Source organism: Pseudoalteromonas sp. bablab_jr010 (assembly GCF_016464105.1).
Lineage (GTDB): Bacteria > Pseudomonadota > Gammaproteobacteria > Enterobacterales > Alteromonadaceae > Pseudoalteromonas > Pseudoalteromonas simplex.
Genome location: NZ_JACDWV010000148.1, coordinates 129,512 through 146,932 on the forward strand (window position 1 = coordinate 129,512; position 17,421 = coordinate 146,932).

General features: G+C 43.0%; 15 protein-coding genes. 6 read left to right on the forward strand and 9 right to left on the reverse strand.

Going from position 1 to position 17,421, the window contains the following annotated elements:
* Positions 1-29 precede the first annotated feature (29 nt).
* The 9 genes from JIG37_RS14070 to JIG37_RS14110 form a co-directional block, all read right to left on the reverse strand.
* Positions 30-1,850, reverse strand: a complete 1,821-nt coding sequence (locus tag JIG37_RS14070; protein ID WP_199529637.1) for a serine/threonine protein kinase — start codon at positions 1,848-1,850, stop codon at positions 30-32.
* Between the two features lie 55 nt (positions 1,851-1,905).
* Positions 1,906-2,394 carry a hypothetical protein gene (locus JIG37_RS14075; RefSeq protein ID WP_199529638.1) on the reverse strand — a complete coding sequence of 163 codons (489 nt, stop codon included), beginning with the start codon at positions 2,392-2,394 and terminating at the stop codon, positions 1,906-1,908.
* A 108-nt stretch (positions 2,395-2,502) separates the two neighbouring features.
* Entirely contained in the window at positions 2,503-3,264 is a 762-nt protein-coding gene (locus JIG37_RS14080; RefSeq protein ID WP_054553810.1) for an SDR family oxidoreductase, read from the reverse strand.
* Positions 3,265-3,273: 9 nt separating this feature from the next.
* Entirely contained in the window at positions 3,274-4,164 is an 891-nt protein-coding gene (gene mmsB, locus JIG37_RS14085; RefSeq protein WP_199529639.1) for a 3-hydroxyisobutyrate dehydrogenase, read from the reverse strand.
* A gap of 17 nt (positions 4,165-4,181) precedes the next feature.
* Positions 4,182-5,324 carry an enoyl-CoA hydratase/isomerase family protein gene (locus JIG37_RS14090; RefSeq protein WP_199529640.1) on the reverse strand — a complete coding sequence of 381 codons (1,143 nt, stop codon included), beginning with the start codon at positions 5,322-5,324 and terminating at the stop codon, positions 4,182-4,184.
* Positions 5,324-6,103 carry an enoyl-CoA hydratase gene (locus tag JIG37_RS14095; protein WP_054553807.1) on the reverse strand — a complete coding sequence of 260 codons (780 nt, stop codon included), beginning with the start codon at positions 6,101-6,103 and terminating at the stop codon, positions 5,324-5,326. The genes JIG37_RS14090 and JIG37_RS14095 overlap by 1 nt, the downstream gene beginning before the upstream one ends.
* 10 nt (positions 6,104-6,113) lie before the next feature.
* Complete coding sequence (locus JIG37_RS14100) at positions 6,114-7,271, reverse strand: acyl-CoA dehydrogenase family protein (protein WP_138602212.1); 1,158 nt, start codon at positions 7,269-7,271, stop codon at positions 6,114-6,116.
* A 110-nt stretch (positions 7,272-7,381) separates the two neighbouring features.
* Positions 7,382-8,872: a CoA-acylating methylmalonate-semialdehyde dehydrogenase gene (locus JIG37_RS14105; RefSeq protein WP_199529641.1), complete on the reverse strand. Its 1,491-nt coding sequence runs from the start codon at positions 8,870-8,872 to the stop codon at positions 7,382-7,384.
* A 91-nt stretch (positions 8,873-8,963) separates the two neighbouring features.
* On the reverse strand, positions 8,964-10,145 hold the full coding sequence (locus JIG37_RS14110) for an acetyl-CoA C-acyltransferase (RefSeq protein ID WP_199529642.1): 1,182 nt from the start codon (positions 10,143-10,145) through the stop codon (positions 8,964-8,966).
* Positions 10,146-10,486: 341 nt separating this feature from the next.
* Here JIG37_RS14110 and JIG37_RS14115 point away from each other — a divergent pair, with 341 nt between their 5' ends.
* The 6 genes from JIG37_RS14115 to JIG37_RS14140 are packed head-to-tail and all read left to right on the forward strand — an operon-like array spanning position 10,487 to position 17,417.
* Positions 10,487-10,921 (forward strand): MerR family DNA-binding transcriptional regulator, encoded by a 435-nt coding sequence (locus tag JIG37_RS14115; RefSeq protein ID WP_054553803.1) that lies wholly within the window; start codon positions 10,487-10,489, stop codon positions 10,919-10,921.
* Positions 10,922-10,965: 44 nt separating this feature from the next.
* Complete coding sequence (locus tag JIG37_RS14120; protein ID WP_054561519.1) at positions 10,966-12,141, forward strand: isovaleryl-CoA dehydrogenase; 1,176 nt, start codon at positions 10,966-10,968, stop codon at positions 12,139-12,141.
* Positions 12,142-12,150: 9 nt separating this feature from the next.
* Positions 12,151-13,758, forward strand: a complete 1,608-nt coding sequence (locus JIG37_RS14125; RefSeq protein WP_135924635.1) for a carboxyl transferase domain-containing protein — start codon at positions 12,151-12,153, stop codon at positions 13,756-13,758.
* Positions 13,759-13,768: 10 nt separating this feature from the next.
* Entirely contained in the window at positions 13,769-14,539 is a 771-nt protein-coding gene (locus JIG37_RS14130; protein WP_199529643.1) for an enoyl-CoA hydratase/isomerase family protein, read from the forward strand.
* A gap of 8 nt (positions 14,540-14,547) precedes the next feature.
* Positions 14,548-16,512 carry an acetyl/propionyl/methylcrotonyl-CoA carboxylase subunit alpha gene (locus JIG37_RS14135; protein WP_199529644.1) on the forward strand — a complete coding sequence of 655 codons (1,965 nt, stop codon included), beginning with the start codon at positions 14,548-14,550 and terminating at the stop codon, positions 16,510-16,512.
* On the forward strand, positions 16,512-17,417 hold the full coding sequence (locus JIG37_RS14140) for a hydroxymethylglutaryl-CoA lyase (RefSeq protein WP_199529645.1): 906 nt from the start codon (positions 16,512-16,514) through the stop codon (positions 17,415-17,417). The genes JIG37_RS14135 and JIG37_RS14140 overlap by 1 nt, the downstream gene beginning before the upstream one ends.
* Positions 17,418-17,421 lie beyond the last annotated feature (4 nt).

Below are 17,421 nucleotides of genomic sequence, written 5' to 3' on the forward strand. Positions count from 1 at the left end.
TCTCCTTACTGCTTTAATTTAGTCAGCTTTTAGCATTTAGCTCTTTTTGGGTCTCGCGGATAAAACTCATCGGGCTGTTTAGTACACAAATCAAATTCACGAGTATTCTTGTAAGGTAGCTTCATAAATCCTGCTACACCCACATCTGTGATATTAACCGCGTATTGCATGAGCTTACTTAATAAACGTTTAAATTCTGGTTCTTTACTGGCATCTAGCAGACGATAGTAATGGTGTATTTTCATCCTATCAGGTAAGGCTTCGAAAATGATACAACCTGTGTGGTGAATTTGGTTAAGTTCAAATACGCACTTTATGACCTTTTTCGGGAGCTGTAATTGCTCATCAGGGTCTTTACCATCTTCAAAGTACGAATGCGGTCTGGTTACGTCTGAGGCTTGTACATCCATTACTTCATAATCAAGCTCAGGCAATTGTTCAAATTTAAAAGCACCTGTTCCATCGCGCTCGAGCTGAATGGTTTTACGCGCATCAAACAAGCAACATTTAAAGAGACCTTTTTGTTCAATCCCCTGTGCTAACATTACCGTGTTGTTAATCGCATCGGTAAACGCAGTGCCAAGCGTTTCATCATGCAAAATAAGGGAAGATTCAACAAACAGTGAGTTTTCTTTCCAGTGAAAACTAAGGCCCCCTACTACTGGGTATTTTGCTAATCTGCTTATTGAGGCCAAAAATGCTTTTTCGGTGTCGCCGGTATCAAATAAAAACTCTTTGTAGTATCTGTCGAGCTGGGCATCGTTTACATCAAGTAATTGTTGATTATGGTCGGCTTGTCTTAAAAATTGCTTACGTGAGCTATAAACAACCGTGTCTGGGTGTTCATCAAACTCACTAAACCAATAAGGGATATAAGGGCGAATGACTTTACGGGGCAGCTCAGGGAGGTAAGCTTTAGCCATTGTAGGCATGTTTCGCATAAAATAATCACCAGCGCCATCTCTGGTTGCCTTATCTTTTGAAAGCATACCGTCAATAACCCGGGCAAGCTCCATAGGTAAATTCAGGCTTGTAGCCGGAATAACCGCCGCACCAAATCGGCAAGATTGTGCAGATGCCAGTGCATAAAGAGTTGAAGCAACACCTTGCTCATCAAAACGTGGCGATGACTGCCCGCCCGACATTTGCTCATCACCAATAAAATACACATCACCCATACGTGCATTAGTGGTGCTGATATCAGCAGACATAAGATCCATAAAATTGCTAGCAACCGGATTACCTTCAGCATCTATTTGTGCATAAACAGAGCTGCCCCAGTCTACCAACGACAACTTATTAGTTTGTTCATCATAAACAATGTTAGAGGGTTTAATATCGCCATGTACAATAGGCTGTGGGCTTAAGCCATTTTTGTGTTCGCGTAAATCTACCAGCACATTACGTAACCTAAGAGCCAGCGCCATGACTTTTGCTGCGCTAAAACGCCCTTGTTTGATGGAGATTTTTTCTAAATCTTCACCTAGAGCGCGCTCCATCATTAAAATGCCTTGCTTTTTAATACGCTCAAAGGCATAAAATTTTGGCACCAATGGATTATTAACTTGCGAGAGCATGTACGCTTCGTCTTCTAGACGGTCACGTACACTTTGCGCTAGGGTTATCCGAGAAAACTTAAATACCCAAGGTAGGTCTTCATCATCAACACCGGCAAAAACAAATCCAAACGCACCAGAACCAATTAATTCAACGTCACTGTAACCAAGCAAAGTAAGCTGTTTAATACAAATGTTAAGCCATTGACGGTGCTTTTTAGCATCATGGTGAGACAGCAAATAAACAGACTGCTCTTCATTGATATAAAAATTGCGGATTTGTTTGGGATTCACTGCATCTCTCAAAGTTAAGCGGCTTTTAACCGCTTAATTATTGAATGCTAGGCAGTTAATTACAAGGCTTTTGCTCTTCTATGATCCAGCCTTGATCTTTCATAACCAGTTCTGATACTGCGAAGGTTAAGCAACAAAAGATAACCAACTCTAATAAGGTAAGAATATCAGCGGCAAAACACCAGCCTAAAACCCCTGCAAATAAAAATGGGATTGCTTTTAAATACCAAGCAATTTGTCGGGTTTTACCATATGTGAGTTGATAACTGTGAACTAGCTCCCCCTCACACTCTAATGTGATGGTAGAAGAAAACTTCCTGAATAAAGTCACTGAAACTGTTAATTGGCAGGTTTTACCATCAATATTAAATTTATGAACAGATTTTGTTTTAAAGTTACGTGATTCTGCTATTAATTCACCGTCAACTTTCAGAACTTCTTTACCTGAGTAAGCAGAACCCCAGTATTCAATTAAATGTTCACCCAGTTTGAAGTTGGCTTTAATTCCCTTGCTCATTGATACTGTAATGCCATCAGTGTTCATAACAAATCTCCTTATTATTATGAATTTAAAATACTTTAAAAATAAAAAAACGGCAAGCTAGGCTTACCGTTTTGGTACTTTCAATGGGTAAAGGGTTACCATTTAAAACTAAAGGCGGATACCGCCATCAATTTCAACAACACGACCTGTAAAAAAGTCGTTCTCTACAATGTATTGTGCTGTTTGAGCAATTTCATCTGCTTCACCAAAACGACCCACTGGCGTTACCGCCATCATGCGTTGTTTTGCTTCTGGTTTCATTGCATCTGTCATTGCTGTGCGAATAACACCTGGTGCGATTGCACCAACACGGATACCAAAGCGACCTAGTTCTTTCGCCCAACCCGTTGTCATCGCAACAACACCGGCTTTAGACGCAGCATAGTTTGTTTGGCCAATATTACCTGCACGAGCAACACTCGACATATTAACGATAACGCCGCCTTTGCCAGACTCAATCATGTGACTCGCAGCTTCACGTCCTGCTAAGAATACACCAGTTAGGTTCACATCAATCACAGATTGAAATTGAGCCAGCGACATTTTATCTACCACTTTGCCTTCTTTTGCTTTGATAAACATACCATCGCGTAAGATACCTGCGTTATTAATTAACACGCCGATATGGCCAAAGTCTTTGTTAATCGTGTTAAACGTTGCTACTACAGCGTCTTCATCTGTAACATTAGCAGCATACGCCATGACTTTTGTGCCATGCTTGGCAAGCGCTGATACTGCAGTATCTAGTACATCTTGTTGCATATCGATAAGGGCGATGTTCGCGCCAAGGGATGCAAATTTCTCGGCCATAGCAAAGCCTAAACCTTGCGCACCACCGGTAATTACGATGTTGTTGTTTTTAATTTCCACAACAATCTCCTACTTCGAGAATAATTTAAAAATAGCACTAAAATCATCACTACCCGCACCTTGATGCTGAAGCATAGTGTATAGATTCTTCGCCATTGACCCCATTGGGGTAGATGAATTACTTTGCTGAGCCGCTTCCATAGCAAGACCTAAGTCTTTCGCCATTAAATCAACCATAAAGCCCGGTTTATAATCATTACTTGCTGGTGCTGTTTCCATTACACCAGGGCATGGGTTGTAAAGCTCAAGTGTCCAGTTACGACCAGAGCTTGCGCTCATAATGTCACTTAACACTTTTGGATCAAGCCCGTTGTTAATTCCCATTTGTAGTGCTTCGCTAGTACCTGCCATTAAAATGCTGAGCAGCATGTTGTTACAGATTTTTGCGACTTGGCCTGCACCAATATCACCAGCATGGAAGATATTTTTACCCATATCTACTAAAGCCAGCTTGGCTTTTTCAAAGTGGCTTTGCTCACCACCGACGATAAAGGTTAAAGTACCCGCTGTTGCACCTGCTACACCACCTGATACCGGTGCATCAACAAAATCAATGCCTTTTTGAGCAAGTTCACTACCCACTTGACGCGCTGATTCTGCATCAATGGTTGAGCAGTCAATCACTAAAGTTTTGCTATCAAGTAAGTTGATAAGACCGGTTTCGCCTAAGTAAAGCGACTTAACGTGTTTGCTTGCTGGTAGCATACTGATAAAAATATCAGCGCCAATAGCACACTCAGCTGCATCGGTAGCAGCAATTGCACCTTTATCGGCAAGCTCACTGACCGCCGCTTTATTTAAGTCAAAGACACGAACTGTATGACCTGCATTGACAAGGTTTGCCGCCATTGGGCCACCCATGTTGCCTAAACCAATAAATCCTATTGTTAATTTAGCCATTTGCTTACCCCTTGGACTTAAGATGACGTTAATGAGTTAAGTGGGTGAGATTGCTCATCCCAGCGTGCTGTAAAGAAGCTATCCACAACTGTTTCGTCGATATCGCTAATCGATTTAAACTGCCAGTTTGGTGCAACGTCTTTGTCGATTAGTAGCGCACGAACGCCTTCTTGGAACTCGCCTACTTCGCCACAGCGAACCGACATGCCTAACTCCATTTTGAAGCAATCTGCTAACGTCATCTCTTTTGAATTAGCTAATTGACGTTCAACAAGCGCACAACTAAGCGGACAACCATGCGCTAATGACTTTTGCGCACGAGTAAGCCATTTGTCTTCAGTTTGTAAAGCTTGAATGTAGTCAATTTTCCCCTGCAATGAATCAAACTCAGCCAGCTTTTGAATAACCGCTAAGTTATCTTTTACATTGCCTTTAGGAACACGGCCTGAAATATTATCAATAGAGATTAGAATATTTGTCAGCTTTTCGTGGTTTAATGAGGCTGTTTTGCCCCACTTTTCAGCGGTGATAGCCGTTAAAATAGCGTCATATTTATCTGCTGTTGCATAGTGATCAGCAAGATTAACAAACAAGGCATCTTCAGCATTGATAGACGCCGCAGTTAACCCTAAGAATAGACCCACTTGCTCAGGCATTTTATGTAAGAAATAACTGCCGCCAACATCTGGGTATAAACCAATGGTTAGCTCAGGCATTGCAATACGCGATGTTTCTGTTACCACTCGGTGACTTGCCCCAGCCATTAAGCCAAGGCCGCCCCCCATAACAATGCCATTACCCCAAAGTAATATTGGCTTTTCATAGCAGTGAATTAGGTAGTCTAATTTGTACTCAAGGGTAAAAAAGTCTTCAATGTAGTTAGCTGGCTCACCTGTGCTCATTGCTTTATGCAGGCTTACTACATCGCCACCGGCACAAAATGCTTTTTCGCCAGCCCCTTTTAGAATGACCATGGCAACGGCGTCATCGTCAGCCCATTTTCTAAGCTGAGGCTCAAGCAGTTGGATCATGTCGTAATTTAAAGCGTTTAACGACTTAGGTGCATTGAGTGTCGCAATTGCAATAAGGCCACTCTCGGCCTCTGCAGTTTCAAACACCACAGGCGCATCTTGATGATTTAGTAGTGTTACGTTAGTCATTAGCCATTTACCCAATTTGCTTTACGCTTTTCTAAGAACGCATTCACGCCTTCTTTTTGGTCTTTCGTATCAAACAATTGTACAAATAACTCACGCTCTAATGGCAACGCATGAGCCATAGGTTGTGTGCGACCTTTTTGAATAAGCTCTTTACATGCCGTCACAGCAACTGGGCTTTGCTCGCCAACTTGGTTAGCAAGTTTCATTGCTGCAGCTAAACTCTCACCAGTGCCAACCACTTCTTCAACAAGGCCAATTTCGCGAGCTTTGTCTGCTTTTAGGCGCTCGCCACATAAGATCATGCGTTTTGCCCAGCCCTCACCAACAAGCCATGCAAGGTTTTGCGTACCGCCAGCACAAGGCAGTAAGCCAACTTTCGCTTCAGGCAGTGCCATTTGAGCTTGCTCTTCAGCTATACGAATATCACAAGCAAGGGCCACTTCAAGACCACCACCCATGGCATAACCATTAATTGCCGCAATTGATACACCACGGAAATTGGTTAGTGCTTCAAATGCATCACCAAACACTTTTGACATAGTGGCAGCAACGCCTTTATCACCGCTGGCAAACACGTTTAAATCAGCACCTGCGCTAAAGAACTTTTCACCTTGGCCTGTAATCACTAATGCATAGACATTTTTGTTAGCATTTAGCTCAGTTACAGTGTCTTTAAGCGCGGTTAATGTATCTTGTGTCCAGGTATTCGCTGGCGGGTTATTCATAGTTAAAACCGCTACGTTACCTTCAATATTTAAATCAATCGATGGATTAGACATAGGTTGCTCCTTATAGAATGTCGCCAGCTGACTCAGCTAAGATACGACGTGCGATAATCACGCGCATGATTTCGTTTGTGCCTTCAAGAATTTGATGCACACGGACGTCTCTGAAATGACGCTCTAATGGGTATTCTTTGATGTAACCATAACCACCGTGAATTTGTAGTGCGTCGTCACAGACTTTAAAACCAACATCTGTAGCAAAACGTTTAGCCATCGCACAGTAAGTGGTTTTTTCACTGTCACCGGTATCTAGTTTAAATGCGGCTAAGCGCACCATTTGACGAGCAGCAACAAGCTCAGTGTTCATATCGGCAATCTTAAATTGCAGTGCTTGGAAAGCAGCTAATGGTTTACCAAATTGCTCACGTTCTTTTAAGTATTCGCGAGCAGTATTAAGAGCTGCTTGTGCTGTACCTAATGAACAGGTAGCAATATTAATTCGGCCACCATCTAAGCCTTGCATTGCAAACTTAAAGCCTTCGCCTTCTTGACCTAATAAGTTAGCCGCAGGAATTCTCACACCTTCGAAGCTAATTAAACGTGTAGGCTGTGCATTCCAGCCCATTTTTTCTTCAGCTTTACCGTATTCGATACCTGCTGCGTCTGCAGGTACAACAAATGCCGAAATACCGGCAGCGCCTTCACCACCAGTGCGTGCCATAACTACAAGTAAATCAGTTTCACCAGCACCTGAGATAAACATCTTAGAGCCTGAGATCACATACTCATCGCCCTCTTTAACCGCTTTGGTTTTTAGCGATGCAGCATCAGAGCCAGAGCCTGGCTCTGTTAAACAGTAAGACGCAAGTAACTCACCCATTACTAATTGTTCACAGTATTGAGCTTTTACTTCCTCAGTACCAAAGCTTGCAATCATCCAGGTTGCCATATTATGAATGGTCAACATAGCGGTTGTTGCGGTACAACCCATGGCAAGCTGCTCAAAGATAATGCTTGAATCTAGGCGAGATAAACCTAAGCCGCCCGCTTCTTCAGGGGTATATAAACCACAAAAGCCTAGCTCACCGGCTGCTTTAATGGTGTCTTTAGGAAAAATGTGTTCTTGGTCCCACTTAGCAGCATGTGGAGCAAGTTCAGACTCTGCAAACTGACGGGCTGTTTCAGCAAATGCTTGCTGATCTTCGGTTAAATTAAAGTCCATAGTAGACCTCTATTTTGTTGTCTTATTCTTGTGTGAATAACGATTGTTGTCGTTTAAATGTGTGTTCTTTGAGCGAGCGTGTGCTCGCTCAGCAGTAAATTAATTACGGCTTATTTAAGGTTGATACTCATGTTCGGACCAGAGGCGATATCATCCTCGAACCAACGTGAAGTAATTGTTTTCGTTTCTGTGTAAAAACGAATACCTTGCTTACCATAGGTGTGTTGATCACCGTAGAATGAGCCTTTCCAACCTGTGAATGAGAAAAACGGGAGTGGCACAGGAATTGGCACGTTGATACCAACTTGACCTACTTCAATTTCATGTTGGAATTTACGTGCAGCAGCGCCGCTTGATGTGAATAACGAAGTACCGTTACCGTAAGGCGAGTTATTGATAAGCTCAATCGCCTCTTCAAGAGTATCTACGAACATACAAGCCAATACAGGACCAAAGATCTCTTCTTTGTATAAATCCATCTCGGTGGTTACATCAGTAAATAGCGTTGGACCAACCCAGTTACCTTGCTCGTAACCTTCAACAGTATAGTCAGAGCCATCAATTAAGCACGTTGCACCTTGTTCTTTACCACTTGCGATAAGTGATAAAATACGGTCTTTAGCAGCTTTTGATGTTTGTGGGCCGTAAGCCGCGTTGGCATCATCCCATACACCTGGGCGTACGTTTTCAAAGCCTGCTTTAATTTCGTCAACCCAGTCTTTTGCTTGACCAACAAACACAGCAACCGAAATACCCATACAGCGCTGACCCGCAGCACCTACAGACGCACCGACTAGGTTGTTTACAACATGCGATTTACTTGCATCAGGCATAATAACCATGTGGTTTTTTGCACCTACACAAGCTTGTACGCGTTTAAGGTTTGCTGTGCCTTTTGAATAGATGTATTCACCTACACCACACGAACCAACAAATGAAATCGCACGTACTGCTGGGTCTTCTAATAAACGGTCAACTTGTGGTTTTGTACCGTGAACAACTTGTAACACCCCTTTTGGCGCGCCCGCTTCAACAAATAGTTCAGCTAAACGCATCGGTGTTAGTGGATCTTGCTCTGATGGTTTCAGAATAAAGGTGTTACCACACACAATAGCTAGTGGGAACATCCATAAAGGGATCATCGCAGGGAAATTAAATGGCGTAATACCCGCACATACACCTAGTGGTTGCATGTAAGAGTAAGTATCGATTTTACGCGCTACGTTTTCCATTGTTTCGCCCATCATCAGAGATGGTGCATTGGCTGCTTGCTCAACCACTTCAATACCACGCCAAACATCGCCTTTGGCATCTTCAAATGTTTTACCCAGCTCATGACAAATAATCGTAGCAAGTTCGTCATGGTTTTCTTTTAGTAGTGCTGCGTATTTCATCATAATGCGCGCACGCTCAGAAATTGGCACTTCTTTCCATGTTTTAAATGTTTCTTTTGCAGAGGCAATGGCTGCATCCATTTCAGTATCCGTTGCACACGGGACTTGAGCTAACACTTCTTGGTTCGCAGGATTGATAACATCAATCAACTGCGATGAACTTGATTGGGTAAATTCGCCGTTGATAAATAAAGGTACTTGGTGCATGAGGCACTCCTCCCCAGTGGGTATAAAGAGGCCGCAACATGATAGTTTTTAAAATACGTTGCGGCTGTGAGAGATTAAAATTCTAAAGCGATTAAATAGCTTCAACAGCCATAGCAACAGCTTCACCACCACCGATACACAGTGAGGCAACACCTTTGCTAAGACCACGATTTTTTAATGCATGAATTAAGGTAACTAAGATACGCGCGCCGCTTGCACCAATAGGGTGACCAAGTGCACAGGCACCGCCGTTTACGTTTACTTTGCTTTCATCAAGTTTTAACTCGTTAATTGCAAGCATAGTCACCATGGCAAACGCTTCGTTGATTTCCCATAAATCAACATCATTCACAGACCAACCGGCTTTTTCTAAAAGCGATTGCATTGCGCCAACAGGTGCTAAAGTAAATTCACTTGGTGCTTGAGAATGTGTGCTGTGAGCAACAATACGACACAGTGGTGTTAAACCTTGTGCTTTAGCATCTGATTCACGCATTAACACAAGCGCTGCTGCACCATCAGAAATTGATGACGAGTTTGCAGCTGTTATCGTGCCATCTTTTTTGAATGCAGGACGTAAACCTGGGATTTTATCAGGGCGTGCATTGCCTGGTTGCTCATCAATCGCAACGGTCACATCACCTTTGCGTGTAGAAATAGTGTGCGCGGCAATCTCGTTCGCAAATGCACCTGTCTCAATCGCACTATTTGCTTTAGTTAGTGAGCTAAGTGCAAAGTTATCCATTTGTTCACGACCAATTGAATACTGATCGGCAGTGTCTTGTGCAAAACAACCCATTGCTTTATTGTCGTAAGCATCTTCAAGGCCATCACACATCATGTGATCTTTTACTTCACCATGACCCATACGCATACCTGAACGTGCATTTGGTAACATATAAGGCGCATTACTCATGCTTTCCATGCCACCAGCAACCGCTGAGTTGATAGAGCCTGATTTTATTAAGTCATGGGCAAACATGGCAGCCTTTAAGCCAGAGCCACAAACTTTGTTGATTGTTGTTGCGCCAGTACCTTGATTAAGGCCTGCTTTTAACATTGCTTGGCGAGCAGGTGCTTGACCAAGACCAGCTGGTAATACACAGCCCATGATCACTTCGTCAATCTTATCGGCAGATAAATCGGCTTGCTCTAAGCTACTTTTAATAGCTGTAGCACCTAAATCAGTTGCGTGTGCACCACTTAGTGCGCCCATAAAACCACCCATAGGGGTGCGTTTTGCGGCAACAATAACAACGGCTTCAGTAGTCATAATTGGCTCCATGTAAGTGGTTATCATCATGTGTTCAAATCATGTGTAACCAAACAGTTAATTTGTTATAGTTTAATTTCGATTTAATTCAGCATACATAATATTTACGTTTACGCCAACGTAAATCTAAAATCAACATTTTTGCGGCTGGTAAAACTGTAAACTTATCTGTATTTTGTTGTATGAAAAATCGAACATCTGCTTACAAGGCTAGATAAATAAAGCTTTTCAACAAATCCAACCAGTTATCTTTATAAGTCTAAAGTATAACTCCCAAATCACCCTTTACCTTTACGTAAACTTCACTTATATTGGTGTTATTCGAATGAGGTAAATAAATCATGAAACAAGACAATCAAACAAACTTTGAAAGCGCAGCAGTTGAACCTGCTAGCAATGAGCAAACGTTTAGTATCAGCGAACTAGCAAAAGAATTTGATATTACCACCCGCTCTATCCGCTTTTATGAAGACCAAGGCCTGATCTCACCTGATCGCAATGGTCAAACCCGTATTTATTCAAAACGCGACAAAGTAAGACTAAAACTTATTCTACGCGGTAAACGCTTAGGTTTTACCTTGGCTGAAACGGGCCGTTTGTTTGAACTGTACGATGCAGATAAATCGAGCGCTAAACAGCTAGTGACTATGCTTGACCTTATCGCAGAGAAAAAAGCGGACCTGAGCCAACAAATGGATGACATTAAAGTTGTACTAATGGAATTGGTTACAGCAGAACGCCGCTGTCGTGAAACCCTTAATAATTTAGACGAATAACCTGACAACAATCTCGTCAACAGACTCTCACAGGAACACACATTATGAGCACTATTTCACTATACAAAGAAATGAACTTCGGACTTGGCGAAACAGCAGACATGATCCGCGATCACGTTAATAGCTTTGCGAGCCAAGAAATTGCCCCACTTGCAGAACAAACAGACGTAGACAATGCCTTCCCTAATCAACTTTGGCCACAGCTTGGCGAAATGGGATTATTAGGTATGACAGTACCTGAAGAATTTGGCGGTGCGGGCCTTGGTTACCTTGAGCATGTTATTGCAATGGAAGAAATTAGCCGTGCAAGCGCATCGATTGGTTTAAGTTATGGTGCTCATTCAAACCTATGTGTTAACCAAATTAACCGTAATGGGTCACAGGCTCAAAAAGAAAAATACCTGCCTAAGCTTATCAGCGGTGAGCACATTGGTGCCCTTGCGATGAGTGAGCCAAATGCGGGTTCTGATGTTGTATCAATGAAATTAAAAGCTGAGAAAAAAGGCGATGTGTTTGTACTTAACGGTAACAAGATGTGGATCACTAATGGTCCAGATGCCGATACCTTTGTTATCTATGCAAAAACAGATTTAAATGCCGGCCCTAAAGGAATCACAGCGTTCATCGTTGAACGTAACACACCAGGATTCTCTACTGCGCAGAAGCTAGACAAACTTGGTATGCGTGGCTCTAACACCTGTGAATTAGTGTTCGAGAACTGCGAAGTACCAGCAGAAAACATTCTAGGTAACTTAAACGAAGGCGTAAAAGTACTTATGAGTGGCCTTGATTATGAGCGTGTTGTTTTAGCTGCAGGCCCGCTTGGCATTATGCAAGCATGTATGGACATTGTGGTTCCTTATATTCATGAGCGTAAACAATTTGATAGCCCTATTGGTCAGTTCCAACTTATTCAAGGCAAAATCGCTGATATGTACACGCAAATGAATGCTGCTCGTTCATACGTTTACACGGTAGCTCGTGCATGTGATCGCGGCGAAACAACGCGTAAAGATGCCGCTGGCGCTATTTTATATGCCGCAGAGCTTGCTACTAAAATGGCCCTTGATGCTATCCAAATCTTAGGTGGTAATGGTTATATCAACGAATACGCGACAGGTCGTTTATTACGTGATGCAAAACTATATGAAATTGGCGCAGGTACCTCTGAAATCCGCCGCATGCTAATTGGTCGCGAATTATTCACTGAAAGCCGATAGGACCTTGTTATGACGATTTTAAAATCGAGTGTAAATCCACACGATCCGCAATTTTTGCAAAATCACGACAACATGGCAGCACTCGTAACTGACTTACGTGAAAAAGTAGCTGATATCCGTTTAGGTGGTGGCCCTGCACTAATTGAGCGCCACCAAGGCCGCGGTAAGTTGTTTGTTCGTGACCGTATTGAAACGCTACTTGATGAAGGCTCGCCATTTTTAGAGATTTCTCAATTTGCTGCCTTTGGCGTGTATGAACAAGCGATTCCTTGTGCCGGTGTTGTTGCTGGTATTGGTCGTGTGAAAGGCGTTGAATGTATGATCATCGCCAATGATGCAACCGTAAAAGGCGGTACATACTTTCCACTAACAGTGAAAAAACACCTACGTGCTCAAGATATCGCAGAGCGTTGTCATTTACCCTGTATTTATTTAGTTGATTCAGGCGGTGCAAACCTGCCTGAACAAGATGATGTATTCCCAGATAAATTACACTTTGGCCGTATTTTCTATAATCAGGCGCGTATGTCTGGTAAAGGCATTCCACAAATTGCGGTTGTTATGGGTTTATGTACTGCAGGTGGTGCTTATGTACCAGCGATGGCTGATGAAAGTATTATCGTAAAAGAGCAAGGCACAATTTTCTTAGCAGGCCCGCCACTGGTTAAAGCGGCTACCGGTGAAGAAGTAAGTGCTGAAGAGCTCGGTGGTGCCGATGTTCACTGTAAAACATCAGGTGTTGCCGATCACTATGCTGAAAACGATGCCCATGCACTTTCGATTGCTCGCCAATGTATTGAACGAATAAACTATCAGCGCCCTACTGCACCGTTACTTGATGATGTTAAACCTCCGCGTTACGACATTAACGAAATTTACGGCATTGTGGGTACCGACCTTAAAAAGCCATTTGATGTACGCGAAGTAATTGCCCGTGTTGTTGATGATTCATCATTTGATGAATTTAAACGCTACTTTGGCGAAACACTAGTAACCGGCTTTGCAAAAATCTTTGGTCACCCTGTCGGTATTGTTGCCAACAACGGCATTTTATTTAGTGAATCAGCGCAAAAAGGCGCGCACTTTATACAGCTATGTGCACAGCGCAAAATTCCTTTGGTGTTTTTACAAAACATTACTGGCTTTATGGTTGGTAAAAAATACGAAGCCGAAGGCATCGCCAAACATGGTGCGAAAATGGTAACCGCAGTGTCATGTGCTGATGTACCTAAATTCACCGTGTTAATTGGTGGCTCGTATGGTGCAGGTAACTACGGTATGTGTGGCCGTGCGTTTGAACCTACCATGATGTGGATGTGGCCAAACGCCCGTATCTCTGTAATGGGTGGTGAACAAGCAGCAGGCGTTCTTGCACAAGTTAAACAAGACGGTTTAGCCCGTAAAGGCGAAAGCATGACTGATGAGCAAGTCAGTGAGTTTAAAAAGCCAATTATCGAGCAATACGAAAAACAAGGTCATCCATATTACGCCAGTGCCCGCCTTTGGGATGATGGCATTATCGATCCTGCTGATACTCGCAATGTATTAGGGCTTGCCTTAAGTGCAGCTAAAAATGCACCAGAGCGCGATTCGCAGTTCGGCGTATTTAGAATGTAATGGAGGCCTTATGTCAGTAACACTCGAAATAACAAAATCAAATGTGGCTGTACTGGTACTAAGTCGCCCAGAAAAACACAATGCATTTAACGAAGAAGTCATCAGTGAGCTGATCCGTTTAATTGAACACGCAAATAGCTGTGATGTGCGCGCACTGGTTTTAAAAACCGACGGTAAGCACTTCTCTGCTGGCGCTGATTTAAACTGGATGAAGTCGATGGCTGGCAATGACTTTGCAGAAAACTTAGCGGACTCTATGCAGCTAGCAAAGCTTATGAAAGTCCTTGCTACAAGCCCACATCCAACAATTTGTGCCGTACAAGGTGCTGCATTTGGCGGTGCGTTAGGCTTGATTGCGTGTTGTGATATCGCGATTTGCCAAGACGATGCGCAATTTTGCTTAAGTGAAGTAAAGCTTGGTCTTATTCCTGCAGTTATCAGCCCTTATGTCATTAAAGCTATTGGTGAACGCGCTGCACGTCGTTACTTTTTAACGGCTGAGATTTTTGACGCACATACAGCCAAGCAACTGGGTTTAATTCACCAGATCACTGGCGATTTACAAACAGCACTCGACAAACACTTACAAAACCTTATCAACAATGGTCCTGTTGCTGTTAAAGCAGCAAAACAGCTAATCAATGATGTCGCTGGCAACGTAATAGATGATGCACTGATTGAGTTAACCGCAGAACGCATTGCACGCATTCGTGTATCTGAAGAAGGCCAAGAAGGCCTGACTGCATTTTTTGAAAAACGTGCCCCTAACTGGCAGAAATAGGAACCATTATGACAACAAAATCATTGAAAAAAATTCTCGTTGCCAACCGTGGTGAAATTGCCTGCCGAGTTATGCGTACAGCAAAGCAAATGGGCTTAACTACGGTTGCAGTGTACTCAGATGCCGATAAACATGCTCAGCACGTAAAGCTTGCTGATGAGGCGTATCACATTGGCCCTGCGCCAAGTAAAGATTCGTACTTAGTAGCAGACAAAATCATCGATGTAGCTAAACAAGCAGGTGTTGATTGTATTCACCCGGGTTATGGTTTTTTATCTGAGAACTGTGACTTTGCACTCGCGTGTGAGAAAAATGATATCGCCTTTATTGGCCCGCCAGCATCAAGTATTGAAGCCATGGGTTCAAAAACCCGCGCTAAAGAAATTATGCACCAAGCAAATGTACCATTAGTGCCAGGCTACTATGGTGACAATCAAGATACAGATTTCCTACAAGCTGAAGCTGAAAAAATTGGTTATCCGGTACTGATTAAAGCGGCCTTTGGTGGCGGTGGTAAAGGCATGCGAGTTGTTGAACACGCAAAAGACTTTATCGGTGCACTTGAAGGCGCAAAACGTGAAGCAAAAGCCGGCTTTGGTAACGATTTAGTACTGTTAGAGCGCTATGTCACCAAACCGCGCCATGTTGAAGTACAAGTTTTTGCCGATAGCCATGGTAACTGTGTGTACTTAGGTGACCGTGACTGCTCTTTACAGCGTCGTCACCAAAAAGTAATTGAAGAAGCCCCTGCTCCGGGTTTATCTGATGCACTTCGTAAAGAAATGGGTGAAGCTGCGGTACGTTGTGCCCAAGCGATTAACTATCGCGGTGCTGGTACGGTTGAGTTTTTATTATGCGGTGATGAATTCTTCTTCATGGAAATGAACACCCGTTTACAAGTAGAGCACCCAGTAACAGAAATGGTAACCGGTGTTGATTTGGTGAATTGGCAAATCAATATTGCAGCAGGTGAAGCATTACCACTTAGCCAAGCAGATATTCAGCTACAAGGTCACAGCTTTGAAGCGCGTATTTATGCAGAAGATCCAAGTAATGAATTTATTCCGTGTTCTGGCCACATTGATGCCCTATTCACACCGAACGAATCTGAATTTGTACGTATAGATACAGGGATTGCAGCGGGTGATGAAATTAGCCCGTTCTACGATCCTATGATTGCTAAGTTAATTGTGCATGACGATAACCGTGAGGCAGCGCTTGGGCGTTTAGCAAAAGCACTAGAGCAATTCCACCTAGCAGGTTTTAGCTGTAACGTTAATTTCTTACATAACCTTGCTAAACACCCTACTTTTCAAGCAGGTGCACCCGATACGCACTTTATTGAAGACCAAGGTGAGCGCCTTGTTGCTAAAAACGAGCAACAGTCTGTTATTGCAACCGTGGTGGCAGCCTATACGTATGCACATCAACTAAAAGGTGAAAGCAGCAGCCCATGGCAACAATTAACAGGCTTTATGCTAAACAGTGACGCTAAGACAACGATTCCGTTTGTTGATTTAAACGTTCATGCGGTTAAAACATCTGAAGGCTTTAAAATCAACTTAGATGGGGTTGACTATACAACCTCTGGAAATGTTGAAAATGGCCTTGCAAACTTAGTTGTTAATGGCGAAAAAGTCGTGGCTCATATCAATCAAACAGACTCTCACATCACAGTGATGTACAAAGCACAGCAAACGGTGCTAGAGCTGATTGATAAACACTATATTAGTGAACACGAAAGTGATGCACTACCACTTGCTGCACCACTCAATGGTACTGTTGTTAAACATTTAGTTGAAGTGGGTAGTACGGTTACTAAAGGTGATGCGGTTGTCATCATCGAAGCGATGAAAATGGAATACACGCTTAATGCCCCACATGATGGTGTATTAACCAGCTACTGCTTTGCTGAAGGTGAACTGGTTAGTCATGGTGATATGCTCGCGATTGTTGAAGAGCCGGAGGCGTAATGGCACAGTTTCCTGATTTTGTTCGCATTGTAGAAGTTGGCGCCAGAGACGGTTTGCAAAATGAAGCCGCCGTTAGCACTCAAGATAAAGTCTCTCTTATCAACGCACTAGCAGATGCAGGCCTTAAAGATATTGAAGCAGGCGCATTTGTGTCACCTAAGTGGGTGCCACAAATGGCTGACTCTAGCGATGTAATAAGCGCGTTAAATTTGCCAGACGTTAACTTAAGTGCCCTCACCCCGAATTTACGGGGTGCAGAGGCGGCAAAACAAGTCGGCATACAAGAATTTGCTATCTTTACAGCGGCAAGTGAAGCGTTTTGTCAAAAGAACATTAACTGCTCTATTGATGAAAGTATTGACCGCTTTAAGGATGTTATGGATTTTGCCAAAGCGAATAACATTCGTGTTAGAGGTTATGTTAGCTGTGTCATGGGTTGTCCATATCAAGGTGATGTCGACTACAATGATGTATTAAAAGTATCAGAGCGATTACTCGAGCTTGGTTGTTACGAAATTAGCCTTGGCGACACCATAGGTGTAGGTACGGCGAAAAAAGTCGATGAGTTATTAGATTTACTCTTGCAACATATTGATAAATCAAAACTCGCTGTACATTTTCACGACACCTACGGACAAGCGCTCACAAATATTTACACCGCCCTAAGCCGCGGTATAGCAACGGTTGACAGTGCTGTTGCAGGCCTTGGTGGCTGCCCTTATGCCAAAGGCGCGTCAGGAAATGTTGCCACTGAAGATGTAGTTTACTTACTGCAAGGACTTGGCATAGAGCATGGAATTGATTTAGAAAGACTGGCGAAAGCTGGTTGGGCTATTTGCAGTGCACTAAATAAACAACCTGTCAGCAAGGTATCACTTGCTCTAAAGAACACTCAGAATAATTAAGGAG